Here is a 25,496-nt window from a genome sequence, read left to right on the forward strand (position 1 = left end):
ATGACAATCGGAGTGGACGATGACGAAAGCGCCTTTTCCCGGCTTGAAGACGGCAAGGGGCTTGAGGAATCGTGGCTGCGTATCTGCGCCCGCCTGAAGGGCGAAGTTGGCGAAGTTGAATACCGCACCTGGCTGACCAAAATTGCGCTGGGCCCGATTGATGGCGATGAAATCACCCTGCTTTTACCCACACGCTTTTTGCGCGATTGGGTGCGAAGCCAGTATGGTGACCGCCTGAGTGAACTGTGGAACCAGGAAATACCCAGTATCCGCCGGGTAGAGTTGCAGGTTGCCCGCGCTGGTGATCCTGCCCCCATACCGTTGGAAGATATTCCCACCGCCAGTGCTGCAACACCCGCGCAGGAAGAGGCAACCCCAGCAGCACGCACCGCGCCAGAAGTGCGGAGTGATTTGGTAACCGCACTGGATAGCCGCTTTACGTTTGATACGTTTGTGGTGGGCAAGCCAAACGAATTTGCTTATGCCTGCGCCCGCCGTGTTGCAGAAAAGCCCTCCAGTGTTGGCTTCAACCCGCTGTTTCTTTATGGCGGCGTTGGGCTGGGTAAAACACACCTGATGCACGCCATCGGGGCCGAGCTGATCCAGAGCGGTAACGTGTCTGTGGCCTACATGTCCGCCGAAAAGTTCATGTATCGGTTTATTGCGGCCATTCGCTCTCAGTCCACCATCGAGTTCAAGGAACAACTGCGCTCCGTCGATGTACTGATGATTGACGATTTGCAGTTCCTGATCGGCAAGGACAACACGCAGGAAGAGTTTTTCCATACCTTTAATGCGCTGGTGGATGCCGGGCGGCAGATTGTGGTTTCAGCTGATAAATCTCCATCCGATCTATCGGGGCTGGAAGATCGGCTGCGCACGCGTTTGGGCTGCGGCATGGTGGCAGATATTCACGCCACCACGTTTGAACTGCGTATTTCCATTCTGGAATCAAAAGCTGCTGCGTCTGGCGTTGTGGTGCCCGGTAAGGTTCTAGAGTTTCTGGCACACAAAATCACGTCCAACGTGCGTGAACTGGAAGGCGCGCTTAACCGCCTAATTGCTCATGCCAACCTGTTTGGGCGCCCCGTTACGCTGGAAGCTACGCAGGAAGTGCTGCACGATATCCTTAAAGCACACGACCGGCGTGTGACGATTGAGGAAATCCAGAAAAAAGTGGCAGAGCACTGGAATATCCGCCTCACAGACATGTCATCCGCCCGTAGGGCGCGCAATGTTGCGCGGCCCCGGCAGGTTGCCATGTATCTGGCCAAGCAGCTTACAAGCCGCTCGCTGCCAGAAATTGGGCGCAAGTTCGGTAATCGTGACCACACAACCGTTATGCATGCGGTAAATCGCGTTACGGAACTTATGGGGCTGGATGCAGCTTTTGCAGAAGATGTGGAACTCCTGCGGCGGATGCTGGAAAGCTGAAAACGTAGAGATTCCAAAGGGATTGACTGATAACGCCCACCTGTTACTTTTCGAGGTGGAAAAAGCGGATGCCTCTTGCAAAACAGAGGCCCTGTCTTGCAGGAAAGAGGGTTAGATGAAGTTTTCGGCGGAACGCGCAACACTGCTTAAGGCGTTGGCCCATATCCAGAGTGTTGCGGAAAAGCGTAACACCATACCCATTCTAGCCAATGTTCTTATTCAGGCAGCTAACGGACAGCTCAGCCTGAAAGCCACAGATATGGAAATTGAAGTGGTTGAGGAAGTTCCCGCCAAAATCACGCGGGAAGGGGCTACAACGGCCCCCGCAGCAGTTTTGTATGAAATTGTGCGCAAGTTGCCCGATGGCGTGGATGTAGAACTGGATCAGGCCGATAGCGAAGGCCCACTTCTGCTGCGTGCCGGCCGCTATGCCACCCGCCTGAACGTGCTGAGCGTGGATGATTTTCCATCCATGGGCGCAGGGGATTTCCCGCATCGGTTCAAACTGCCTGCCACCACACTGCATTCGCTCATAGACCGCACACGGTTTGCTATCTCCACCGAAGAAACCCGCTATTACCTGAACGGTATCTTCCTGCATGGCACGGAAGTAGATGGAGAACCGAAACTGCGCGCCGTGGCAACTGACGGGCACCGTCTGGCCCGCGTGGAAGCTGATTTGCCTGCGGGCGCTTCCGGGATGCCGGGCGTTATTGTCCCGCGCAAAACAGTGGCCGAAGTGCGCAAGCTGATTGATGAAGCGCCCGAAGAAGTGGAAATTGCACTTTCTGAAACGCGTATTCAGTTCACGGCAGGGCCTGTTACACTCACATCCAAGCTGATTGACGGCACGTTCCCTGAATATGAACGCGTTATCCCGCGCAACAACACACGCATCCTGCGGGTTGGTAAAAAAGACTTTGCCGATGCCGTGGCCCGTGTTGCTGCCATTAGTCAGGAACGCTCCCGCCCGGTAAAGCTAACGCTCGAGCCTGGCTTGCTCACGCTGTCTGCCAGCAGTGCCGAGCAAGGGGTAGCCAAGGAAGAACTGGACGACAACCGCATTTCCTACGATGCAGAAGGGTTGGAAATCGGCTTTCAGGCCCGCTACCTCAACGACATTACAGATCAGGTAGAAAAAGAGGTGGAATTTGCGTTTGCTGATAGCGCATCCCCCACCATTGTGCGCGATGTAGATAGCCCATCCGCACTGTATGTTCTCATGCCGATGCGCGTGTGATCCGCTTTTTTGCTTTAACACTTACAGCCTGCCAGCATTGCCCAAATGCAGGCAGGCCAGCAGAAGCAGCGTGGCATGCCCCGGCTTCTTAAACTTACGCTTTCCAATTTTCGCAATTACGAACGGCTTGTATGGTCTCCCGATTCAAGCCTGTTGGTGCTAACGGGCGAAAACGGCAGCGGCAAAACCAATTTGCTGGAAGCGGTTTCTCTTCTCTCTCCGGGTAGAGGCCTGCGGGCAGCACCCCTTACACAATTCGGCCGCATGGGTGCAACCAACTGGGGTATTTCGGCGCGCATTGAAACAGAAGATGAGTTTCTTGAACTGAGCACCGGCACACAGGGTGGGCAGGAGAGGCCACGCCGCGTTTTTTTACTAAATGGGCGGCAGATCCGGGGGCAGGAGGCGTGGGAAGACACCCTCGCCACTGTGTGGATCACCCCGCAGATGGACCGGTTGTTTAGTGAGGGCGCATCCGGCAGACGGCGCTTTCTGGACCGTCTGGTTATGGCAGTTACGCCCCACCATGCGCGGGAACTGGCAGCGTATGATCGCGCCATGACACAACGTAACAAACTGCTGCAAACACGCTTTTCCGAACACTCATGGCTATCCGGGCTAGAGGCCTCCATGGCGCGGCATGCTGTGGCTGTTGCCGCGGCTAGGCAAGAGACCGTGCGCCAGATTTGCCATTACGCCCAAAATGGTCTGGGGGCTTTTCCTGCTGCCATTGCAACATTGGAATGCGCTGTAGCCCAAAAACTGGAAACATCTCCAGCACTGGCCGTAGAGGACTGGCTGCGCGAAAAACTCGCTGATCTGCGCGAAGATGATGCGGCACGTGGTCGGGCCACATTTGGCACGCATCGCAGTGATTTTCTGCTGGAAGATCTTTCGTCCAGACAACCCGCTGCACTAGCAAGCACCGGGCAGCAAAAATCCTTGCTTATTGGTGTTGTGCTAGCACATGCCCGGCTTGTAACAGATTATCGTGGGCAGCCCCCCATCTTGCTCTTGGATGAACCTTTGGTGCATCTGGATGCCGCGCGCCGGGCCTCATTACTGGAAATTGTGCAGGATTTTCGCACAACCGTGTTGCTTACCGGCACAGATCAGGCGCCTTTTGCCCCCCTTAAGCAGACTGCCCAGTTTGAAACCCTGAAAAACGGAGCTTTTTTGCTCTCAGGGTCATAAAACATGCTGCTCAATCTGGCCCCAGAGGTTTGATCAGGGTATAAGAATAAAAGGTTTTTTGTTCTTTCCTGTACGGAGCGTACCGTTCTTATGACCGACCTCTCTCAGCCCACGCCATCTGCCGTTTCCGAAGAGTATGATGCCGCGTCGATCTCTGTGCTGAAGGGGCTGGATGCTGTCCGTAAACGGCCCGGCATGTATATTGGTGATACGGATGATGGTTCCGGCCTGCACCACATGGCGTTTGAAATTATTGATAACGCGGTGGATGAGGCTCAGGCTGGTTTTGCATCTCGCTGCGTTGTCACTTTTAATGCAGATGGCAGTGTGAGCGTGCGTGATAACGGGCGCGGCATTCCTACAGATATGCATGCTGAAGAAGGCATTAGCGCCGCTGAAGTGGTGCTGACGCGCCTGCATGCTGGTGGCAAATTCAACCAGAACTCCTACAAGGTTTCTGGCGGTTTGCACGGCGTGGGTGCCGCTGTGGTGAATGCGCTGTCCGAATGGATGGAAGTACGCATCTGGCGTAACGGTAAGGAACATTTCATTCGCTTCCAGCACGGTGAGCGTGATGCCCCGCTGGAAGTGGTTGGCCCTTCTTCCGAACCCTCTGGCACGGAAGTCACTTTCAAACCCAGCAGCGAAACATTCCCCAAAACGGATTTTGATTTCACCATTCTGGAGCGCCGCCTGCGTGAACTGGCCTTCCTGAACTCCGGGCTGGAAATTGTGCTGCGTGATGCACGCGTTACCCCCGTGCGGGAAGAAAAATTCTTTTACGAGGGCGGGCTGGAAGCTTTTGTAAACTGGTTGGATCGGTCTCGTACCTCGCTGTTTGCACCGCCCATTACCGGCAGTCTGGAAAACCCGGATAACGGCATTAAGGTAGAGTTTGCTCTGACATGGAACGATAGCTTCCATGAAACCATGCTGTGCTTCACCAACAACATTCCGCAGCGCGATGGTGGGGCGCATCTGGCAGGTTTCCGTCAGGCGCTTACCCGTGTTGTTGGTAAATATGCAGAAAGCATTGCCAAAAAAGATGCGCTCTCCCTGCAAGGGGAAGATATGCGTGAAGGGTTGACGGCTGTTCTGTCCGTTAAAGTTCCAGACCCCAAGTTCTCATCCCAGACCAAGGACAAGCTGGTTTCTTCCGAAGTGCAGCCCGTTGTGCATGCGGCGGCGGCAGACATTATCAGCCACTGGTTTGAAACCCACCCCAAAGAAGCAAAAATTGTTATCTCCAAGGTGCTGGATGCTGCCTCTGCGCGTGAAGCTGCCCGTAAGGCGCGTGAGCTAACACGCCGCAAGGGTGTGCTGGATGTTTCCTCGCTTCCCGGTAAGCTGGCAGACTGTCAGGCGCGTGACCCCGCCAAAGCTGAACTGTTTATTGTGGAGGGTGATTCCGCAGGCGGCACCGCCAAGCAGGGACGTGACAGACGCTTTCAGGCCATTCTGCCGCTTAAAGGTAAGATCCTGAACGTAGAGCGTGCACGGTTTGACCGTATGCTGGGTTCTGCCGAAATTGGCACGCTTATTACCGCATTGGGCACTGGCATTGGCCGTGGTGAGCCAGAGCAGGGTGGTTTTTCTATTGAGAAACTCCGCTACCACCGCATTGTCATCATGACTGACGCTGACGTGGACGGCTCTCATATCCGCACACTGCTGCTGACCTTCTTCTTCCGCCAGATGCCGGAACTGATTGAGCGCGGTTACCTCTATATCGCCCAGCCACCGCTTTACCGTGCCAAACGCGGGAATGAAGAAACCTATCTGAAAGACGATGCAGCACTTGAGCAGTATCTGCTCAACAAGGCCCTGAGCAACGCCAGCTTTGTTTACACGGATAAACGCGTTGTAAGTGGTGAAGAACTGGCAGCAGACCTTCCGTTCATTCGGCAAGCGGCGCAGGCTATTAACCGTCTTTCCAACCGCATTCCTTCCTGGATTATTGAGCAGGTAGCCTTGGCTGGCGCGCTGACAACGGATGTGGAGCTGCTCCAGCAGCGGATGCCCGCACTGCAGCAGCGCCTTGATGCCGCATCTGCTGAAAATGAAAAAAGCTGGAAAGCCGTTGCCAGCACCGATGGTGTGGAACTGGCCCGCAATGTGCGTGGAGTAGGGGAAGTGTACCGCATTGACCCAGCCATGTTGGCCAGTAACGACGCCCGCTGGCTGACCATGCAGGCAAACCGCCTGCAAAAAGACTTTGCAGAGGGCGTGGCGTTGAAAAACGATACCACCGAGCACCAGCTGAGCGGTCCGGCTGATCTTTACGCTCGACTTCTGGCTCAGGGCCGCCGTGGGCTGACCATCAACCGCTTTAAAGGTCTGGGCGAAATGAATGATGCCCAGCTTTGGGAAACCACGCTGGATCCGGCCATGCGCACACTGCTGCAGGTGCGTGTAGGTGATGTGGAAGAAGCGGGCGATGTTTTCACTACCCTGATGGGCGATATTGTTGAACCGCGCCGTGACTTCATTGTCGGCAACGCACTCAAGGTTGCCAACCTGGACGTCTAATACCCGCACAAACAAGGGAGAGAATTTATCTCTCCCTTGCAGAAGCTACAAAAAAAGCCGCAGCCTGAATAATCAGGTTGCGGCTTTTTGCTGGAAAGCAAGCTGGCTGCTTACCCCTTAATGAGAGCATCAATCTGTTTAAACTGCTCCAGCAAGGCAGGCAGGCTTTTAATTGGCAGCATGTTGGGGCCATCACTCGGTGCTTGGTCCGGGTTCTCATGCGTTTCAATAAACAGAGATGCCACACCAATTGCCAAAGCTGCACGAGAGAGCACAGGGGCAAACTCTCGCTGGCCACCAGATGCGCCGCCCAAACCACCGGGCTGCTGCACAGAATGCGTGGCATCAAACACAACTGGGTAACCGGTTTGAGCCATAATGGGCAGGCCACGCATATCGTTTACCAGCGTATTATAGCCAAAGCTGGTGCCGCGTTCGCACAGCATGATGCGATTATTACCGGTGGAAGCAATTTTGGCTGCCACGTGCTTCATATCCCACGGAGCAAGAAACTGGCCTTTTTTTACATTTACTGCGGCGCCAGTTTTACCAGCAGCTAACAGCAAATCCGTCTGGCGGCACAGAAAAGCGGGAATTTGCAACACATCTACAGCTTCAGCCACAGGGGCACACTGTTCTGGTGCGTGCACGTCTGTCAGCACCGGAATATCCAGCGTGTTGCGCACATTTGCCAGAATATCCAACCCTTCTGCCATGCCAATGCCACGTGCGCTGGAAATGCTGGTACGGTTAGCTTTATCGAACGAGCTTTTATAGATCAGCCCGATACCAGCCTTCTGGCAAATTTCCTTCAGCGCTGTGGCTGTTTCCATGGCATGAGCCGCAGATTCAATCTGGCACGGCCCGGCGATCAACACAAAAGGCTGATCGTTCCCGATGTACAAAGACCCAAGCTGGAAATCTGAACCCAATGCCTGCGTCATGCTTTTTTAGCCTTTTCCAGCGCAGCTCCCACAAAACCGGCAAACAGCGGATGCGGTGCAAACGGGCGAGACTTCAGTTCCGGGTGATACTGCACAGCAATGAACCACGGGTGATCTGGGTATTCCACCACTTCTGGCAAAATGCCATCTGGTGAAAGACCAGAAAACTTCATCCCGGCTTTTTCAAGCTGATCCTTGTAATGAATATTCACTTCATACCGGTGGCGATGCCGCTCACGGATGGAAGTTGCGTTATACACTTCTGCTGCACGGGAGCCTTCAATCAGCTTGGCAGGGTAGGACCCAAGGCGCATGGTGCCGCCCAGTTCTCCGCCTTCGCTCCGGCGCAGGCGTTCGTTACCACGTGCCCATTCCGTCATCAGGCCCACCAGAGGCTCTTCCGTATAGCCAAATTCGGTAGAAGACGCATTGGGCAGGTCTGCCAGATTGCGGGCGCATTCAATAACCGCCATCTGCATGCCAAAGCATATCCCAAGGAATGGAATACCTTTTTCACGCGCAAAGCGAATGGCCTCAATCTTGCCCTGAGAGCCACGCTCACCAAATCCGCCGGGCACCAGAATGGCATCTACATCACCCAGCTTGGCTTCCAGTGATGCAGGATCTTTTTCAAAAACCTCGGCATCCACCCAGTCCAGAACAACCTTGGTGCGGTGGGCAATGCCACCATGCAGCAGGGCTTCGTTCAGAGATTTGTAGCTATCCAGCAGGGCTGTGTATTTGCCAACCACGGCAATACGCACCTCGTTATCCGGGTGGCGGATGGCATCTACAATCTTTTCCCACCCTGTCAGATCAGGTTCTTCTGCATGTGGCAGACCGAAGTAACGGAGCACTTCGGTATCCATACCTTCTGCGTGGTAGGAGAGGGGGCAGGAGTAAATGGTATCCACATCCCGCGCGGCAATAACGGCTTCTGGCCGCACGTTACAGAAGTTGGCAATCTTGCGCCGCTCTGTTGGCGGAATGGGGCGATCACACCGGCACAGCAGAATCTGCGGCTGAATACCCACATTCTGCAATTCCTTAACGGAATGCTGGGTCGGCTTGGTTTTCAGCTCACCCGCAGAAGGGATCCACGGCAGCAGCGTAAGGTGCACAACCATGGTCTGATCCGGACCCAGATCATTGCGCAGCTGACGGATCGCTTCCAGAAACGGCAGGCTTTCAATATCGCCAACTGTGCCGCCAATTTCCACCAATACGAAATCCAGATCATCCGTATTGGCCACAACAATATCTTTAATGGCATCCGTAATATGCGGGATAACCTGCACGGTTGCGCCCAGATAATCACCACGCCGTTCACGCGCGATAACGTCTGAATAAATCTTACCTGTTGTGGTGTTGTCTTCCTTGGAAGCATTCACCCCTGTGAAGCGTTCGTAATGGCCAAGATCAAGATCTGTCTCGGCACCATCCTCAGTCACAAACACTTCCCCATGCTGGTAGGGGCTCATGGTGCCGGGATCAACGTTCAGGTAGGGATCAAGCTTGCGTAGGCGCACTTTGTAGCCACGCGCCTGCAACAGGGCAGCAAGGGCAGCAGATGCAATGCCTTTGCCAAGAGAGGATACCACACCACCGGTGATAAAAACAAAGCGGGTCATGAGCAGACTTCCTACACGGACATGGCCGGGCGGGTAAAGATGGACAAACGCAAACTACCGCATGCCACAGGACATGCGGAGCTGAAGGGATAAAAGGGCTCTCTCCTCACACATGGCGGAAAGGAGAGAGTAACCTGCATTTTACGGATGCGCCGGAGCAGCTGGCTGCGGAGCCGGAGCCGTTGTTGCCGGAGCAGCAGGCGCGGGCGTGGTGGCTACCGGGGGCTGGGCCAGAATATCGTGCCCTTCACCCGTAACAGAGCCTTTGTAAAGCACGGCCAGCAACAGGGAAAGCAGCATGAACACACCAGCCAGCACAGCCGTTGTGCGCGTAAGCAGGTTGGCTGTTCCACGGCCGGACATGAAAGCCCCCATGCCCTGGCTGCTGCCAATTCCAAGGCCACCGCCTTCACTCCGCTGAATTAGCACAACGCCAATCAGAGCTATGGTCACACAGAAATGCAGGATCAGCAGGGCTGTGGTCATGTCAGATTCCAGATCAGAACAGCAAATCAGGCAGCAGATGCTGCGCTGACGATGGAAAGAAACGCGTCCGCCTTAAGGCTGGCGCCGCCAACAAGCGCACCCGCCACTTCAGGAATGGGCAGGATGGTGGCCGCATTCCCGGCGTTTACGGACCCTCCATACAGGATTTTGATGACTTTTCCAGCCTCTCCAAACTGCCGCACCAATTCTTCACGCAGGAATTTCATGGTTTCGGCTATCTGATCGGTGGTGGCAGCAAGACCTGTACCAATTGCCCAGATGGGCTCATACGCCAAAATACCGTTGAAACCATCGGGCAGGGAACCCTTGATCTGCCAACCCAGCGCATCAAAGTGCTCACCGGTTTCGCGCTGATCTTCTGTTTCACCAATACAGACAATAGGGGTAAGCCCGGCTTTGGCAGCGGCCATGGCTTTTTCACGCACCGTTTCGTCCAGCTCACCATGTTCCTGACGGCGTTCTGAATGGCCCAGAACAACATAAGACACGCCCAGATCGGCCAGCATAGGGGCAGAAATATCACCCGTATGCGCGCCAGAAACTTCCTGATGGCAATCCTGCGCACCCAGCTTTACCGATGTGGGCTTAAGCATATCTGTTAGCAGCCCAAGTTGGGTAAAGGGCGGGCATACCACAACATCTGCGCTGTTGGCGGGCAGGCCGCTGGTAATAGCCTTGACCAGTTCCTGCGAATCACGGCTTAGGCCATTCATTTTCCAGTTGCCGACAATAATCTGTCTGGTCATGCCCTGCTCCTTGCCTGTAGCGCGCCATGCCAACGGGCACGCGCGTTTTACAATATGGTTCTTCCATGAAGGCTAAACCATAGACGCACCCTTTGGGGCAAGAGAGCAGGCGCCTTATTCTTGCCTGTCTGGCGTGCAGGCACGGTTATGTCTGGTCAAGCACCGCAGCTACCCTTATGGTGCCGCGCCTGTGCATACCCTTTTGTGGTATGGTTTTTTTAAAGCATAGCTGTGGATCCATCGGGTCATGATTTCCTATCTACGTCGCGTTTTTGTTGAGTCCTGGCTGGGCCGGGTGACTGCAATTGTCATTTTTCTGGCGTTTGTCGGCTGGGGAATAGGCGATGTTATGGGCTATATGGGGGAAGAAACAGATGTTGTTGCCAAAGTGGGGCAACAGCAGGTTTCTGCCGATGATCTGGCCACAGCCCTGCAATCTGAACTACCAACTATTGCGCGCCAGATGGGGGTGACGGACCCATCGCAAATTCCTCTGGCCATGCAGCGGCAGGTTGCCTACCAGATTCTGCACCGCCTGATTGGGCAGGCAGAACTGCTGAACACTGCACAGAAACTGAAAGTGGCCGTACCTGATTCGGCCGTGCGGGATGAAGTATTCTCGCTCCCTTATTTCAAAGGGGCCAATGGCCAGTTTGACCGCGCCAGCTTTAATCAGAAACTGCGTGACCGCGGGCTGACCGAGCAGCGTTTTCTGGATATGGTGCGAAATGATCTGACAACCCGCACCATTCTGCAGCCTTTGGCTCAGGCTGGCAGCGTTTCCGATACAATGCTTCAGCGTTTTCTCACCTACGGTGCAAAAACGCGCGTGGTAGATTTTGTAAGCATTCCGTTTGACGCACAGCCCACACCCAAAGCGCCAGACGATGCTGTGCTCCAGCGCTATTACAACAACCATCCGTGGATGTTCCGCACGCCGGAGCTGCGCCATGCCAAAATTGTGGTGCTTTCCCCCCAAACAGTGGCAGACAGCATCACCTTGGATGAAGCTGACATCAAACGCATTTATGATGAGCAGAAATCCCGCTACAACGTGCCAGAAACGCGCGATATTCAGCTGATAACCCTGCAAAATCAGGCGCAGGCAACCGCCATTGCCAATGCATGGAAAGTAGGTGGCAACTGGCAGGCTATCCAGAACAGCGCAAAAGATGCTGCAGCGGTAGAAATGCCAAATGCGCGCCCATCCACCATTCCTTCCACCACATTGCGGCAGGCGGTTTTTCAGGCACCTGAAGGGCAGGTGAGTGATCCGCTTAAAACAGAAGGGGGATGGGCTGTTTTTCGCGTCACCAAAATAACGGCTCCGCATACCACGCCGTATGAGGATGCCAAAAAAGACATTCTCTCACAGTATCGGGCCGCTGTTGCGCCATCAGTTGCAGGTGAACGCAAACGCAAACTGCAAGATGCCCTTGCAGGTAAAGGGCTGGATGCCATTCCGGCTGATCTGGGTGCTGTTGCTGCCGCAGGCACACTGGATGCACAGGGCCTGACTGCAGATAAGGAACCCGCACCGCTGCCTGCATCGGGCAAGCTGCGTGAAGCCATTATCCACCAGATTTTCACACAAAAACCCGGCGCTCGCGCAACGCTTGTTGATGGGCCAGACAACAGCAGCTTTGCTGTGGAAGTAGATACCGCAACGCCAGCAGCGCCACGCACCTTTGAACAGGCACACGCAGACGTTCTGGCCGCATGGCAGGCCGAAGCCCGCAAACATGCCGCAAATGAGCAGGCAACAAACCTGTATCTGGCAGCCAAAAACAAGCAGGCTTTGGCAGCAACAAACGCACCGGGCGCACAGATGACGCGGGATGCGGCATTCTCCTACGCCAAGCCCAACAAAAACATACCAGACGCACTGATGGACTATCTGCCGCGCATGCAGCCGGGGCAGGCAGTTATGGCGGAAGATGATGGCCACTTCCTTGTGGCGATTGTTACAAAACTGTTCGTACCCAACCCGCCAGCGCCTGCCGATGGCGTGCAGCGCCTGAAAGATTCTCTGGCGCAGGCCGATAGTGATGATCTGGTTGCCAGTTACGTTGAAGCATTAAGCAAACGCACGCCGCCCCACATTAATGAACGCGCCGTTATGGCCACACTATCTGCAGCCGGATTTGGAGGAGCAGCCACGCCATGAGCATTACCGCACGCATTGCGCCTTCACCCTCTCGGCAGGAATGTGAGGCCGCTTGGGCACAAGGTCTGCCTTCTGTCGTGTTCTCTGTAGAAGCCGCGGATCTGCTTACGCCGGTTTCGGCCTATCTGCGCCTTGCACGCTTTGATGGTGGCACAGGCAAAAATACGCTGCTGCTAGAAAGTGTAGAAGGCGGCACATCCCGCGGGCGGTATTCTGTTATCGCCCTCAAACCGGATATCATCTGGACCTGCCATAACGGGCAGATCACCTTGGATGAGAACCCGGAAAACCCGGATAGCGCCCCGCGCATTCTTACAGAAAAGCCGCTGGAAAGCCTACGTGCGCTCATCCACGCCACGCGTCTGGAGCTGCCCGAGGGTGTGCCCCCTATGGTGGCGGGCCTGTTTGGGTATCTGGGTTATGACATGGTGCGCCAGATGGAGCATCTGCCAGATGCCCCACCGGATGACCTGAACCTACCTGAATCCATTCTGATGCGTCCCGGTCTTTTTGCTGTGTTTGACACGGTGAGTGACGAACTCATTCTGGCCGCACCCGTTCGCCCGCAAAAAGATGAAACCGCAGGGCAAGCTTGGGATAAAGCGCAGGACCTGCTCCGCCGTGCGCGGGAATGTCTGGCAGGGGCGCTTCCGCCTTTACCCAAACCGCCAGAAAACCTGCCCGAACCTGCCGAGCCGCGTTCCTCATTCAGCAAGGATGAGTTCTGTCAGGCTGTTGAACGTATTCAGGATTATATTGCCGCCGGCGATGCCTTTCAGGTTGTGCCCAGCCAGCGTTTTTCCACACCGTTTCCGCTGCCATCTCTGGCGCTGTATCGTACGCTGCGGCGCATCAATCCGGCGCCATTCCTGTTCCATCTGGATTTTGGTGAGTTCTCGCTTGTCGGCTCCTCGCCCGAAATTCTGGTGCGTTTGCAGGATGGCACCATGACGGTACGCCCACTTGCGGGCACGCGCCCACGCGGCAAAACGGCCGAGGAAGATCTGCGGCTTGAAAAAGACCTTCTGGCTGATCAGAAAGAATTAGCAGAACACCTGATGCTGATAGACCTTGGCCGTAATGATGTAGGCCGTGTCAGCATTCCCGGCACGGTGAAAGTAACGGAACGATTCGTCATTGAGCGTTTCAGCCACGTCATGCACATCTCTTCTAACGTGCAGGGCACGCTCAAGCCGGAACTGGAAGCGCTGGATGCTCTTGTGGCCGCTTTTCCCGCAGGCACACTTACGGGCGCGCCTAAAATCCGTGCCATGGAAATTATTGATGAAGTCGAGCGCACCCGCCGCGCCACCTATGCCGGGTGCATTGGCTATTTTGGTGCTGGCGGCAACATGGATACCTGTATCGGGCTGCGTATGGCCGTTGTAAAAGACGGGCAAATGCATGTGCAGGCAGGCTGTGGCGTGGTGGCAGACAGTGTGCCCGAAACAGAATATGAAGAAACACGCCATAAAGCGCGCGCCGTATTCCGCGCCGCAGAAGCTGCGCTGGAACAGGCAAGGGCAGGGCGCTCCTAATGCCGCTTCTGTTTCATTCTTATTTGACCCCAACAGCACATAAGGTCATCATTCGGCCATGATCCTTCTGATCGACAATTATGATAGCTTCACCTTCAACCTCGTTCACTACTTGGGTGAACTGGGTGTGCAGTGTGACGTACGCCGCAATGATACCCTGAGTGTGGAAGATGCGCTGGCCCTTAAGCCAGAAGCCATCGTGCTTTCTCCCGGCCCATGCTCCCCCAATGAAGCAGGGATCTGCTGTGATCTGATATCTGCCGCGGCCGGTAAGGTGCCGGTTTTTGGGGTGTGCTTGGGGCATCAGGCCATTGGGCAGGTATTTGGCGCAGAAGTAGTGCGTGCACCTACGCCCATGCACGGCAAGGTGAGCCCCGTTTTCCATAACGGGCAAGATGTTTTTGCAGGGCTACCCAACCCATTCAATGCCACACGCTACCATAGCCTCACGCTTGAACCCGCCAGCATTCCTGATGCTCTGGAAGTTACGGCGTGGACGGAAGACGGCGTGATTATGGGTGTGCGCCACCGGCAATATCCTATTTCGGGCGTGCAGTTCCATCCAGAAAGCATTGCCTCGGAATACGGTCATGATCTGATGAAAAACTTTCTTTCCATCGCTGCTGCCTGGAAAGAAAAACAGGCCGTTGCCTGATGTCTGCTCCCACTCAGGACACCACGCCTCAACAGGCTGGTGAACAGTTTTTTTCCTCCATTCTGGCACGTGTCGCTGAAGGACAGACACTCAGCGCAGCCGAAGCAGAAGCCGCTTTTGGCGTGATTATGGATGGCCTGATTGCGCCAGAGCGTATTGCGGCTTTTCTTATGGCCTTACGCGTGCGTGGAGAAACACAGGAAGAACTGCTGGGCGGTGTAACAGCCTTGCGCGCCCGTATGCACAGCGTACCCGCCATGCCAGCCGATACAATAGACGTATGCGGCACGGGCGGAGACAATTACGGCACGCTGAATGTATCCACCGCCGTGGCGTTTGTAATGGGTGCGCTGGGCGTGCCTGTTGCCAAGCATGGCAACAGGGCTATTTCCTCCCGATCAGGCGCTTCCGATGTGCTGGCCGCGCTGAGTGTACCGCTTTCTGCACAGGCTGAAGTGCTGGCGGAACAGATGCAGGCGCATAAGGCTGTCTTTTTATCTGCCCCGCACCATCACCCCGCCATGCGTTTTGCTGCCCCGGTACGTAAAGCCTTGGGTGTGCGTACGCTGTTTAACTTGATGGGCCCTTTGGTAAATCCAGCAGGTGTTAAGCGGCAACTGGTGGGCGTGTTCTCACCCGCATGGCTAGAGCCGATGGTCAATGTGCTCAAAAATTTGGGCTCCCAGAAAGTCTGGGCCGTGTGCGGGCTGCCATCAGACGGGCAGGGCGGCATTGATGAAATCACGCTGGCAGGCCCCACGCAGGTTATGGCGCTGGAAGATGGTGCCATCTGCCCGTTTTCCATTACGCCGGAAATGGCTGGCCTTGCCTATGCCCCCGTTAGCGCCATATTGGGGGGAGATGCCCAATATAACGCACAAGCTCTGGAAGCTTTGTTGCATGGCGCACCGGGGGCATATCGTGATACAGTGGTTTTGAACGCCGCCTGCGCACTCCACGTGGCAGGGCGGCTAACGCTCCTGCGGGACGGACGCATTGATCCGCAGGCCTTGCGGGAAAGTGTGGCTCTGGCTGCACGCCCACTGGATGATGGCACGGCTCTGGCAGTGCTGAATGGTTTGCGTGCTTCCACCCCGGATGCACGCGCCTGAGACATGACTGGATAATCATGAACGATACACCACTCGCGTCCTCGGCAGGTTCTGCTCCGGACATTCTTGCCAGCAAGATTGACGAACTGCCGGATGTTCTCTCCCGCATCTGCGCACGCACCAAGCTGGAAGTTGAACATCGCTCCACCCTGATGTCCCTTAAGGAAATCACGGCCAAAGCGCAGGAAACCAAAGAGGCCCCACGCGGGTTTGGTCGGGCCCTGAAGGAAAAAGCTGCGGACCGTGCCGTTGGCCTGATTGCAGAAATCAAGAAGGCTTCTCCTTCTGCCGGTATCCTGCGTGAAACCTATGATCCCGCAGAAATTGCCGCAGAATACGAGCAAGCCGGCGCAGCCTGTATTTCCGTGCTGACGGAAAGCTCCTGCTTCCATGGTGATAATGAAGATCTGGGCAAGGTGCGGGCGGCATGCTCCCTTCCTGTTCTGCGCAAGGATTTTATCCTTGATCCATGGCAGGTTTATGAAAGCCGCATGATCGGGGCAGATTGCATTCTGCTGATTATGTCCATCCTGTCCGATGAAATGGCGCTGGAACTGGTTGACCACGCCAAAGGGCTGGACATGGATGTGCTGGTGGAAGTGCATGATGAGGAAGAACTCAACCGCGCCCTTGCGCTGGATACCTTCCTGATCGGTATCAACAACCGCAATCTCAAAACACTTCAGACCAGTCTGGATACCACGCGGGAACTTTCTCCGCTTGTGCCGCCGGATCGGATTATTGTGTCTGAAAGCGGTATCAAAACGCATGAAGATATCGTTCAGCTTTCTGGCATCGGTGTAACGGGCTTTCTGGTAGGTGAATCCCTGCTGCGTAATCCGCACCCGGGCGATGCAGCCAAAAAACTTCTGGGGCTGGCCTAACGTGGCCTCCTCTCCAGCACTCACACATCTGGATGCGGCGGGACATGCGCATATGGTGGATGTTTCCGCCAAGGCTGCCACACGCCGCAAGGCTGTTGCCACCGGGGCTATTATTATGCAGCCCCAAACACTGGAAATGATCCTTTCAGGCGCAGCGCCAAAAGGTGATGTTCTGGCAACAGCCCGTATTGCTGGCATTATGGCCGCAAAAAAAACAGCTGATATTATTCCGCTCTGCCATCCACTTAGCTTGAGCAGTGTAACAGTGGATCTGGCGCCGAACGATAACAGGATCGAGATTACCGCAACTGTTACAACAACCGGCGCAACCGGGGTGGAAATGGAAGCGTTAACCGCCGTGTCTGCTGCAGCCCTTACGCTTTATGATATGTGCAAAGCAGTTGACCGCGGCATGCAGATAGAAAATATAAAGCTCCTTCACAAAAGTGGAGGACGCTCAGGAGACTACAACGCTGCATAATGAATCACGCGAAACACCATGCGGTTTTACTGGGTCTTTAGGAAATACCTGAAGATCTGGAAACGGATGCCGCTGTTACGCACCATTTATTACGAACTGTTTACATATCGCAGAAGGTTCATCACGCATGGGAACGAACGCCAAACAGGTCGGTAAGGCAGGGAATAATGGTCCTTCCTTAACACGAGACCAGTTTCTTAAAGCCTACTATGACATGCTTCTGATCCGCCGCTTTGAAGAAAAAGCCGGGCAACTTTACGGCATGGGTCTGATTGGCGGTTTCTGCCACCTGTATATCGGGCAAGAAGCTGTGGTGGTTGGTATCCAGATGAGCCTGAAAGAAGGCGATAAGCTGATTACATCTTACCGAGACCACGGCCAGATGCTGGTGGCCGGTATGACCCCCCGCGGCGTGATGGCAGAACTGACGGGCCGCTCTACCGGGTATTCCCACGGCAAGGGTGGCTCTATGCACATGTTCTCCCGCGAGAAGAACTTTTACGGTGGCCACGGCATTGTTGGCGCGCAGGTTTCTCTGGGCATCGGGCTGGCATTTGCTAACAAATACCGTGATACGGATGAAGTTTCCGTAGCTTATTTTGGGGATGGCGCAGCCAATCAGGGCCAGGTTTACGAAAGTTTCAATCTGGCTGCTCTGCTCAAGCTCCCCTGTATTTTTGTTATTGAAAACAACCGTTACGGTATGGGCACCGCTGTTGAGCGGGCGTCAGCATCGCACGAACTCTACAAAAATGGCGAGCCGTGGGGCATTCCCGGCAAGCGGGTGGATGGCATGGATGTTGCCGCCGTATATGCCGCAGCAGAAGAAGCCGTAAAGCATTGCCGCGCAGGAAAGGGGCCTTACCTGCTGGAGATGATGACATACCGCTATCGTGGCCATTCCATGTCTGACCCGGCAAAATACCGCACGCGAGATGAGGTGGATGAAGTCCGCAAAACGCGTGATCCCATTGAACACGTTAAACACATCCTGCTGGATTCTGGCGTGACAGAAGCAGAACTGAAAACCATGGAAACCGAGATCAAGGGCATCGTGAACGACTCTGCGGAATTTGCGCAGACCAGCCCGGAACCAGATCCGGCCGAACTTTATACGGATGTTGTTCTGGAGGCTTGAGCATAAACATGGCGACTGAAATTTTAATGCCCGCCCTTTCTCCTACCATGACAGAGGGCAAACTGGCCCGCTGGCTGAAAAAGGAAGGGGACGCCGTAAATAGCGGTGACGTTCTGGCCGAGATTGAAACCGACAAAGCCACAATGGAAGTAGAAGCTATTGAAGAAGGTATTCTAGGCCGTATTCTCACAGCAGAAGGCACTGAAGGTGTGGCTGTGAACACACCTATCGCCATTCTGGTGGAAGAAGGTGAGGCGGTGCCAGATAATATCGACACACCTAAAAGCATTGCGCCTGCAAAAGCCGCGCCCGCAGCACAGCCAGCCGCATCTGCTCCCGTAAGCGCACCAGTATCTGCCCCTGTTGAAGAAGAAAAAGACTGGGGCGAGACGCAAGAAATTACTGTGCGTGAAGCACTGCGCGATGCACTGGCTGCCGAATTGCGGCGTGATCCAGACGTGTTCCTAATGGGTGAAGAAGTTGCTCAGTATCAGGGCGCTTATAAAATCTCCCAAGGCCTGTTGCAGGAATTTGGCGAGAAGCGCGTAATTGACATGCCTATTGCCGAACACGGCTTTACAGGCATGGCCGTGGGCGCTGCCCTTACTGGCCTCAAGCCCGTTGTAGAGTTCATGACCATGAACTTCTCCATGCAGGCTATTGACCATATCATCAATTCCGCAGCCAAAACGCTGTATATGTCTGGCGGCCAGATGGGGTGCCCCATTGTGTTCCGTGGGCCAAACGGCCCTGCATCCCGCGTGGGTGCGCAGCATTCTCAGTGTTACGGTAGCTGGTACGCCCATGTGCCGGGCCTGAAAGTGGTTGTGCCTTGGTCTTCCGCTGATGCCAAAGGCCTGTTGCGCGCCGCTATCCGTGACCCCAACCCCGTTGTGGTGCTGGAAAACGAAATTCTTTACGGGCGCAAATTCCCTTGCCCGATTGATGAAGACTTCATTGTGCCCATCGGCAAGGCCAAGATCGAACGCGCTGGCTCGGATGTCACTATTGTTGCGTTCTCCATTGCTGTTACCACGGCGCTGGATGCTGCGGCTGAGCTGGCCAAGCAAGGCATTGAGGCTGAAGTGATCAACCTGCGCAGCCTGCGCCCGCTGGATACAGATACAATTGTAGAAAGCGTAAAGAAAACCAGCCGTCTGGTTACGGTAGAAGAAGGCTGGCCGTTTGCAGGTATTGGCGCAGAAGTTGCCATGCAGGTGATCGAACACGCGTTTGATTGGCTGGATGCCCCACCGGCCCGTGTAACGGGTGTGGATGTGCCCATGCCGTTTGCCGCCAATCTGGAAAAATTGGCCCTGCCACAGCCTGAAGATGTGGTTAAAGCCGCACTTGGCCTGATGTGAGGGAATGACAGATGGCGACTGAAATTTTAATGCCCGCCCTTTCTCCTACCATGACAGAGGGCAAACTGGCCCGCTGGCTGAAAAAGGAAGGGGACGCCGTAAATAGCGGTGACGTTCTGGCCGAGATTGAAACCGATAAAGCCACAATGGAAGTAGAAGCCATTGAGGAAGGTATTCTGGGCCGTATCCTTATTCAGGAAGGTGCAGAAGGTGTTGCGGTCAACACACCTATCGCCATTCTGGTGGAAGAAGGCGAGGCGGTGCCCGATAACATCGACACACCTCAAAACGCGGCATCTGCTGAGCCAGCCCCTGTGCCGCACCCTATCGCTTCAGCAGCACCAGTAGCAACGCAGGCAGCACCTGCACAACGGGCAGATAAACCTGTTGGCCGGGTTGTGGCATCTCCGCTTGCGCGACGCATTGCACGCCAGAAGAATATTGATCTGGCAGCCATTAAAGGCACTGGCCCAAATGGCCGCATTGTCAAACGGGATGTGGAAGCAGCTCTTAACAAAGCCCCGAGTGCAGGGCAGGTGGCTTCTACCTTGCCTGCATCTGGTGGCAGCAGCGCAGTACCGCACACCACCATGCGCAAGGTTATTGCCCGCCGCCTGAGTGAATCCAAAGCCACCATTCCGCACTTCTATGTTTCCATAGATGTAGAACTGGATGCACTTCTGGCTTTGCGTGCGCAGCTTAATGCCATGTCTCCGGCAGAAGGGGTGAATGCTTTCAAGCTGTCTGTAAACGACATGCTTATTAAGGCTTCTGCCGTTGCCCTCAAGCAGGTGCCGGAAGTGAACGCGTCTTACACCGAAGAGGCCATGATCCTGCACGAAGATGCAGATATCTCGGTTGCCGTTTCTCTCGATGATGGGCTGATCACGCCTATCGTCAAACAGGCAGACCGCAAGAGCCTGAAAGATATCAGTCAGGAAGCCAAGGATCTGATTGCCCGCGCCCGCGCCGGCAAGCTGAAGCCAGAAGAGTTTCAGGGTGGTACGTTCTCCATCTCCAACATGGGGATGTACGGCGTGAAAGACTTTGCCGCCATTGTTAACCCGCCGCAGGCTGCCATTCTGGCTATTGCAGCAGGTAAAAAACAGGCTGTGGTGAAAGGGAATGAACTGGCTATTGCCACAGTCATGACCGTTACCCTCTCGGTGGATCATCGCGTGGTAGATGGCGCTGCGGCAGCCCGTTGGCTTTCTGCTTTCCGTGCAGCGGTTGAATCTCCGCTTTCACTCGTTCTCTAACCGCACGGCTTTCTGAGGATCAGGCATATTATGAGCCAGACTGATTTTGATATCATCGTTATTGGCGGTGGGCCGGGCGGTTATGTGGCGGCACTTCGGGCAGCACAACTCAAGCTTTCCGTTGCTGTGGTGGAAGCCAACCATCTTGGGGGTATCTGCCTGAACTGGGGCTGTATTCCCACCAAGGCATTGCTGCGTGCTTCCGAGATCAACCACCTGCTGCATGATCTGGGCACATATGGCTTTAAAGCTGATGGCGTAAGCTTTGATTTTAAAGCAATTGTTGCACGCTCTCGTGCTGTTTCCAAACAGCTTGCTTCTGGTGTGCAGCACCTGCTGAAAAAGGCCAAAGTTCCTGTTTTTAAAGGCTTTGGCAAGCTGGACGGTGTTGCCACTGGTGGCAAGCGCAAGGTGCTTGTGCAGCCGGAAAGTGGCGCACCGCAAACCCTTACCGCCAAACACGTTATTCTGGCCACAGGCGCACGTGCGCGTGCATTACCGGGGCTGGAAGCAGACGGCAAACTTGTCTGGTCTTACCGGGAAGCCTTGGTGCCAGATGAACTCCCCAAACGGCTGCTCGTCATTGGATCTGGCGCTATCGGCACGGAATTTGCCTCCTTCTATCGCAACATGGGGTCTGAAGTTACGCTGGTGGAAGTTGCGCCGCGTATTCTGCCCGTGGAAGACGAAGAAATCAGCGCCTTGGCCCGCAAGGAATTTGAAAAACAGGGCATGCGCGTTCTTACCAGCGCCAAGGTTGGGGCGCTGAAAAAGGGCAAGAATGATGTGACTGTGCCGGTAGAAGTAGGCGGCAAAACGGAAACCATTACCGTAGACCGCGTTATTTCTGCCGTGGGCATTGTCGGCAATGTTGAAAATATCGGGCTGGAAGGCACCAAGATCAAAGTAGACCGCACACATGTGGTTACCGATGATCTGTGCCGTACGGGTGAACCGGGCGTTTACGCTATTGGTGACTTGGCAGGGGCCCCGTGGCTTGCACACAAAGCCAGCCATGAAGCTGTGATGTGCGTTGAAGCCATTGCTGGCAAAACCGTGCATCCTATTGATGTTACAAAAATTCCGGGCTGCACATATTGCCGGCCTCAGGTGGCTTCTGTTGGGTATACAGAAGCGCGTGCCAAGGAAGCCGGTTACAAAGTGCGCGTTGGCAAATTCCCGCTTATGGCTAACGGCAAAGCGCTTGCCATGGGTGAGCCTGAGGGCATGGTGAAAACCGTATTTGATGCCCAGACAGGCGAACTGTTGGGCGCGCATATGATTGGCGCGGAAGTTACGGAAATGATTCAGGGCTTTGTTATTGCTCGCACGGCAGAGCTGACTGAAGCCGAGCTGATGGAAACCATTTTCCCTCATCCCACCATTTCTGAATCCATGCACGAAGCCGTTCTGGCCGCTTATGGCGGGGCGCTTCACTTCTAGTTTTGGTGTATCATCTCAAGGGTTTGATGTTGCCAAAGCACTATCTGGAGCGTTCCTGCCTTGACGCCACGGCAGGAGCGTTCCAGTTCTGTGGTAACCCTTGGCAAAAGCGGGCAAAGATATGTCTATTCGCGTTGTGATTGATCATCGAACAGGAGGCAGCAGCCCCAACAAGCTGCGTCATCCAGAAAAAGCACACCGGCCAGACAACCCCATAGCCCGCAAACCGGACTGGATACGCGTTAAGGCACCCAACCACCCAGTTTACCACGAAACACGCGCGTTGATGCGCAGCAACAAACTGGTAACCGTGTGTGAGGAAGCTGCGTGCCCCAACATTGGGGAATGCTGGTCTCAGCGCCATGCCACCATGATGATCATGGGGGAAATCTGCACCCGGGCCTGTGCATTCTGCAATGTGACTACCGGCCTGCCGCATGCGTTGGATGAAGATGAACCCACCCGCGTGGCAGAAGCCGTAGCGCGCCTTGGGCTGCGGCATGTTGTGATTACATCCGTAGATCGGGATGATCTGGAAGATGGGGGCGCGCACCATTTTGCCCGCGTTATTCATGCCATCCGTGCAGCGGCACCAGAAACAACCATTGAAATCCTGACACCAGATTTTTTACGCAAAAAGAACGCGTTAGAAGTGGTTGTTGAAGCACGGCCTGATGTTTTCAACCACAATCTGGAAACCGTGCCACGCCTGTATCCGACCATTCGGCCGGGGGCTCGTTATTACCAGTCCTTGCGGTTATTGGATCGGGTCAAACAGCTTGATGCATCCATTTTTACCAAATCCGGGCTGATGCTTGGATTGGGGGAAGAAAAAATGGAACTCGCTCAGGTCATGGATGATCTGCGCGTGGCAGATGTAGATTTTATTACAATGGGCCAGTATCTCCAGCCTACAGTCAAACATGCCCCAGTTGCACGTTTTGTTACCCCGGCAGAGTTTGAGGATTACGGCACAATGGCACGCGTAAAAGGCTTTTTACAGGTTAGCTCCAGCCCGCTTACGCGCTCCTCCTACCATGCCGATGCCGACTTTGCCGCACTGCGTGATGCACGCAATGCCCGCCTGAAGGAGGATCAGTAATGCCACAGCACGCAGAAAAGCGTGTTTTACCTTATCGCCCGGATCAGATTTTTGATCTTGTTGCCGATGTTGGCCAGTATCCCAAGTTTCTGCCTTGGTGTGTTGCCGCCAAAGTGCGCACTCGCACTGCCACAGAACTTGTTGCGGACTTAACCATTGGTTTTGGCCCGTTCCGGGAAAGTTTTACATCGCGCGTGACCTTGGACCGTCCATCATCCATTACCGTTCGGTATGAGCGCGGGCCTTTTAGGTATTTGCGCAATATCTGGAAATTCACTGCAACACCTGAAGGCTGCCTTGTAGAGTTTTTTGTGGATTTTGAGTTCCGTTCGCGCATTTTGCAGGCGGCTATTGGTGTTGTGTTTACAGAAGCCACAAGGCTGATGGTTTCTGCCTTTATTAAACGTGCGCGGGAAGTATATGGGCCGCCACAAACGCCAAGCACCAACACAGCAACAGCCTGTACCAGTGAACACCCCGCTACCTGAAAGCAGCGCGGATATTTTCTTTGGTTTATTCCTTTGTTTCGGTTGAAACCCTGCTTATGATACGCGCAGGCAATTTTCTGTAACCTATTGTGGAATATGGGAATTGCCTGTGAAAAGGCGATTCAACCTTATTGAAGGAATATATCCATATGAAAAAACTTTTTGCGGCAGCTCTGCTGGCATCTTCTGCAACTCTGGCTGTTGTGCCAGCTATGGCTGCTGAAACCGCAACGCATCATGGTATGCATGCGCACCATCACCATGAACATTGCCTAAAAGGCAAATGTGCCGCAGGTGAAAAAGCTGCACAGAACAACGGTGATGCTGAAACAGCAGATCTGAACGCCAAAAGCCTGGCAGCAGCACAGAGCAATCAAGTTCCTGCCATTGCTGGCGCAGCACCTGCCGTAACAGCTCCAGCTGCACCAACTCTTACCGCACCAAGCGTATCTGCTCCTGGCATTCCGGCCCCGGTAGCTGCTGGCACAGGCGTAAAAGCGCCAGCTCTGCCTACAGCGCCTACCGCTACGGCGCCAACAAATGCTCCGCTGCCGGCTCCTGTTCCGGCTCAGTAATCTGAGTGACGTGCTGCTGTCGGACCTGTTTCGGCAGCAGCATTTTATTGGTGTTTTTAGCTCAAACGCTGTAAAATCAGTTCAAACGCATGTAATGCCGCTTGCGCTCTTATATCTTCCCGCCCGCCTGAAAAAATCTGCTTGTCCGAGATAACAGCACCATCTTTCTGGGCTGTGGCAAACCATACAAGCCCTACGGGTTTTTCCTCTGATCCGCCACCCGGCCCAGCAATACCAGAAATAGCGACAGAAATAGTTGCGAGTGGAGAGGCTGCTAACGCACCTTCAGCCATTTTTTCCACGGTTTGTGCACTTACGGCCCCGTGCTTTTCCAATACTTTAGCCGGAACGCCCAGCACCTTTTGCTTCATGATGTTGGAATACGTGACAAACCCGCCTTCCGTAACATCGGAAGAACCGGGAAAATGCGTCAACATGGCCGCAGCCAAACCACCTGTGCAGCTTTCTGCTGTTACCACGTGTCCATCTATCTGCCGTAAACGGGCCAGCACACGCTCAGCTGCTGCCAACACAGAGAGCTCTGAAAAAGATGCATCAGCCGCAGACATGGCCCAAACCTTCCGCTTAGTGTGATGAGCGCCCCACAACCGTGCGCACGCCTTTTACACATAACGCTGCCATAACGCCTGCAACTACATCGTCCCCCATCACACCTGTGGCATCATGCCGTTTATCCAGCACACCAACGGGGCCGGGCTTTGTAATGTCAAACAAACGGAAAAAGGCAAACGAGAGCAGAGGGTACATCCAGAACCATTTTTCACGGGCCTGTTCCTCTGTTTTGGGCAGGCACGCCAGTAGGGCTATCCACATACCGGCCACTTCATCAATCACAATCCAGCTATGATCTTCGCCTTTGCCACTGCGTTTTGTGGCCCACCAACCCACCACGGTGACAACAGCAATACCAGCCACCAAAAGCCGAGGGCGCTTTAACAAAGGCAACCCCACCACCAGTGCCGCCAAGGAACCAACCGTACCCGGCGCGCGGGGTGAAAGCCCACACCCACCAAATGTTGCTATCAGCCGTGCCATATCCATTTT

23 protein-coding genes are annotated in these 25,496 nt (G+C 54.7%); 17 read left to right on the forward strand and 6 right to left on the reverse strand.

Going from position 1 to position 25,496, the window contains the following annotated elements; genetic code table 11:
• The 4 genes from dnaA (at position 1) to gyrB (ending at position 6,397) form a co-directional block, all read left to right on the forward strand.
• Entirely contained in the window at positions 1 to 1,434 is a 1,434-nt protein-coding gene (gene dnaA, locus QQM41_RS00005) for a chromosomal replication initiator protein DnaA (RefSeq protein ID WP_339077390.1), read from the forward strand.
• Positions 1,435 to 1,549: 115 nt separating this feature from the next.
• Entirely contained in the window at positions 1,550 to 2,674 is a 1,125-nt protein-coding gene (dnaN, locus tag QQM41_RS00010) for a DNA polymerase III subunit beta (RefSeq protein WP_339077391.1), read from the forward strand.
• A gap of 45 nt (positions 2,675 to 2,719) precedes the next feature.
• Positions 2,720 to 3,868, forward strand: a complete 1,149-nt coding sequence (recF, locus tag QQM41_RS00015) for a DNA replication/repair protein RecF (protein ID WP_339077392.1) — start codon at positions 2,720 to 2,722, stop codon at positions 3,866 to 3,868.
• A 90-nt stretch (positions 3,869 to 3,958) separates the two neighbouring features.
• The gene (gyrB, locus tag QQM41_RS00020) at positions 3,959 to 6,397 is read left to right on the forward strand and encodes a DNA topoisomerase (ATP-hydrolyzing) subunit B (RefSeq protein ID WP_339077393.1); all 2,439 of its coding nucleotides are present in this window, start codon (positions 3,959 to 3,961) and stop codon (positions 6,395 to 6,397) included.
• A gap of 110 nt (positions 6,398 to 6,507) precedes the next feature.
• Here gyrB and kdsA read toward each other — a convergent pair whose 3' ends face one another.
• The 4 genes from kdsA to tpiA all read right to left on the reverse strand — a co-directional run bounded on the left by kdsA (position 6,508) and on the right by tpiA (position 10,225).
• A complete protein-coding gene (gene kdsA, locus QQM41_RS00025) occupies positions 6,508 to 7,341 on the reverse strand; it encodes a 3-deoxy-8-phosphooctulonate synthase (RefSeq protein WP_050819755.1) in 834 nt (277 codons plus the stop codon).
• A complete protein-coding gene (locus tag QQM41_RS00030; protein WP_050819754.1) occupies positions 7,338 to 8,972 on the reverse strand; it encodes a CTP synthase in 1,635 nt (544 codons plus the stop codon). The genes kdsA and QQM41_RS00030 overlap by 4 nt, the downstream gene beginning before the upstream one ends.
• 141 nt (positions 8,973 to 9,113) lie before the next feature.
• A complete protein-coding gene (secG, locus tag QQM41_RS00035) occupies positions 9,114 to 9,458 on the reverse strand; it encodes a preprotein translocase subunit SecG (protein ID WP_339077394.1) in 345 nt (114 codons plus the stop codon).
• Positions 9,459 to 9,484: 26 nt separating this feature from the next.
• Positions 9,485 to 10,225: a triose-phosphate isomerase gene (gene tpiA / locus QQM41_RS00040; protein ID WP_339077395.1), complete on the reverse strand. Its 741-nt coding sequence runs from the start codon at positions 10,223 to 10,225 to the stop codon at positions 9,485 to 9,487.
• Between the two features lie 247 nt (positions 10,226 to 10,472).
• Between tpiA and QQM41_RS00045 the strand changes: the two genes are divergently transcribed.
• The 13 genes from QQM41_RS00045 to QQM41_RS00105 all read left to right on the forward strand — a co-directional run bounded on the left by QQM41_RS00045 (position 10,473) and on the right by QQM41_RS00105 (position 24,431).
• The gene (locus QQM41_RS00045; RefSeq protein ID WP_339077396.1) at positions 10,473 to 12,392 is read left to right on the forward strand and encodes a SurA N-terminal domain-containing protein; all 1,920 of its coding nucleotides are present in this window, start codon (positions 10,473 to 10,475) and stop codon (positions 12,390 to 12,392) included.
• Positions 12,389 to 13,930, forward strand: coding sequence for an anthranilate synthase component I (trpE, locus tag QQM41_RS00050; protein WP_339077397.1), 1,542 nt, complete (start codon positions 12,389 to 12,391; stop codon positions 13,928 to 13,930). The genes QQM41_RS00045 and trpE overlap by 4 nt, the downstream gene beginning before the upstream one ends.
• A 58-nt stretch (positions 13,931 to 13,988) precedes the next feature.
• Positions 13,989 to 14,585: an aminodeoxychorismate/anthranilate synthase component II gene (locus tag QQM41_RS00055; protein WP_003625532.1), complete on the forward strand. Its 597-nt coding sequence runs from the start codon at positions 13,989 to 13,991 to the stop codon at positions 14,583 to 14,585.
• A complete protein-coding gene (trpD, locus tag QQM41_RS00060) occupies positions 14,585 to 15,697 on the forward strand; it encodes an anthranilate phosphoribosyltransferase (protein ID WP_339077398.1) in 1,113 nt (370 codons plus the stop codon). The genes QQM41_RS00055 and trpD overlap by 1 nt, the downstream gene beginning before the upstream one ends.
• A 17-nt stretch (positions 15,698 to 15,714) precedes the next feature.
• Positions 15,715 to 16,581, forward strand: coding sequence for an indole-3-glycerol phosphate synthase TrpC (trpC, locus tag QQM41_RS00065; protein WP_339077399.1), 867 nt, complete (start codon positions 15,715 to 15,717; stop codon positions 16,579 to 16,581).
• Positions 16,550 to 17,062 carry a cyclic pyranopterin monophosphate synthase MoaC gene (moaC, locus tag QQM41_RS00070; RefSeq protein WP_050819748.1) on the forward strand — a complete coding sequence of 171 codons (513 nt, stop codon included), beginning with the start codon at positions 16,550 to 16,552 and terminating at the stop codon, positions 17,060 to 17,062. The genes trpC and moaC overlap by 32 nt, the downstream gene beginning before the upstream one ends.
• A gap of 127 nt (positions 17,063 to 17,189) precedes the next feature.
• Positions 17,190 to 18,200 (forward strand): pyruvate dehydrogenase (acetyl-transferring) E1 component subunit alpha, encoded by a 1,011-nt coding sequence (pdhA, locus tag QQM41_RS00075; RefSeq protein ID WP_128105277.1) that lies wholly within the window; start codon positions 17,190 to 17,192, stop codon positions 18,198 to 18,200.
• 8 nt (positions 18,201 to 18,208) lie between these two features.
• Entirely contained in the window at positions 18,209 to 19,564 is a 1,356-nt protein-coding gene (locus QQM41_RS00080) for a pyruvate dehydrogenase complex E1 component subunit beta (RefSeq protein WP_339077400.1), read from the forward strand.
• An 11-nt stretch (positions 19,565 to 19,575) separates the two neighbouring features.
• Positions 19,576 to 20,823, forward strand: a complete 1,248-nt coding sequence (locus QQM41_RS00085) for a pyruvate dehydrogenase complex dihydrolipoamide acetyltransferase (RefSeq protein ID WP_339077401.1) — start codon at positions 19,576 to 19,578, stop codon at positions 20,821 to 20,823.
• Positions 20,824 to 20,853: 30 nt separating this feature from the next.
• Entirely contained in the window at positions 20,854 to 22,266 is a 1,413-nt protein-coding gene (gene lpdA / locus QQM41_RS00090) for a dihydrolipoyl dehydrogenase (RefSeq protein ID WP_339077402.1), read from the forward strand.
• Positions 22,267 to 22,387: 121 nt separating this feature from the next.
• Positions 22,388 to 23,368, forward strand: a complete 981-nt coding sequence (gene lipA / locus QQM41_RS00095) for a lipoyl synthase (RefSeq protein ID WP_128105273.1) — start codon at positions 22,388 to 22,390, stop codon at positions 23,366 to 23,368.
• Positions 23,368 to 23,856, forward strand: coding sequence for a type II toxin-antitoxin system RatA family toxin (locus QQM41_RS00100; protein ID WP_128105272.1), 489 nt, complete (start codon positions 23,368 to 23,370; stop codon positions 23,854 to 23,856). Before lipA ends, QQM41_RS00100 begins: the two co-directional genes overlap by 1 nt.
• Positions 23,857 to 24,005: 149 nt before the next feature.
• On the forward strand, positions 24,006 to 24,431 hold the full coding sequence (locus QQM41_RS00105; protein ID WP_339077403.1) for a hypothetical protein: 426 nt from the start codon (positions 24,006 to 24,008) through the stop codon (positions 24,429 to 24,431).
• 56 nt (positions 24,432 to 24,487) lie between these two features.
• Here the strand turns inward: QQM41_RS00105 and QQM41_RS00110 are convergent, their stop codons facing one another.
• Both QQM41_RS00110 and QQM41_RS00115 read right to left on the reverse strand, forming a co-directional pair.
• The gene (locus QQM41_RS00110; RefSeq protein ID WP_339077404.1) at positions 24,488 to 25,000 is read right to left on the reverse strand and encodes a nicotinamide-nucleotide amidohydrolase family protein; all 513 of its coding nucleotides are present in this window, start codon (positions 24,998 to 25,000) and stop codon (positions 24,488 to 24,490) included.
• 16 nt (positions 25,001 to 25,016) lie between these two features.
• Positions 25,017 to 25,493 (reverse strand): phosphatidylglycerophosphatase A, encoded by a 477-nt coding sequence (locus QQM41_RS00115; protein ID WP_339077405.1) that lies wholly within the window; start codon positions 25,491 to 25,493, stop codon positions 25,017 to 25,019.
• Between the last annotated feature and the right edge of the window lie 3 nt (positions 25,494 to 25,496).

The organism is Acetobacter sp. AC2005 (genome assembly GCF_037901235.1).
GTDB classification, from domain to species: domain Bacteria; phylum Pseudomonadota; class Alphaproteobacteria; order Acetobacterales; family Acetobacteraceae; genus Acetobacter; species Acetobacter oryzoeni.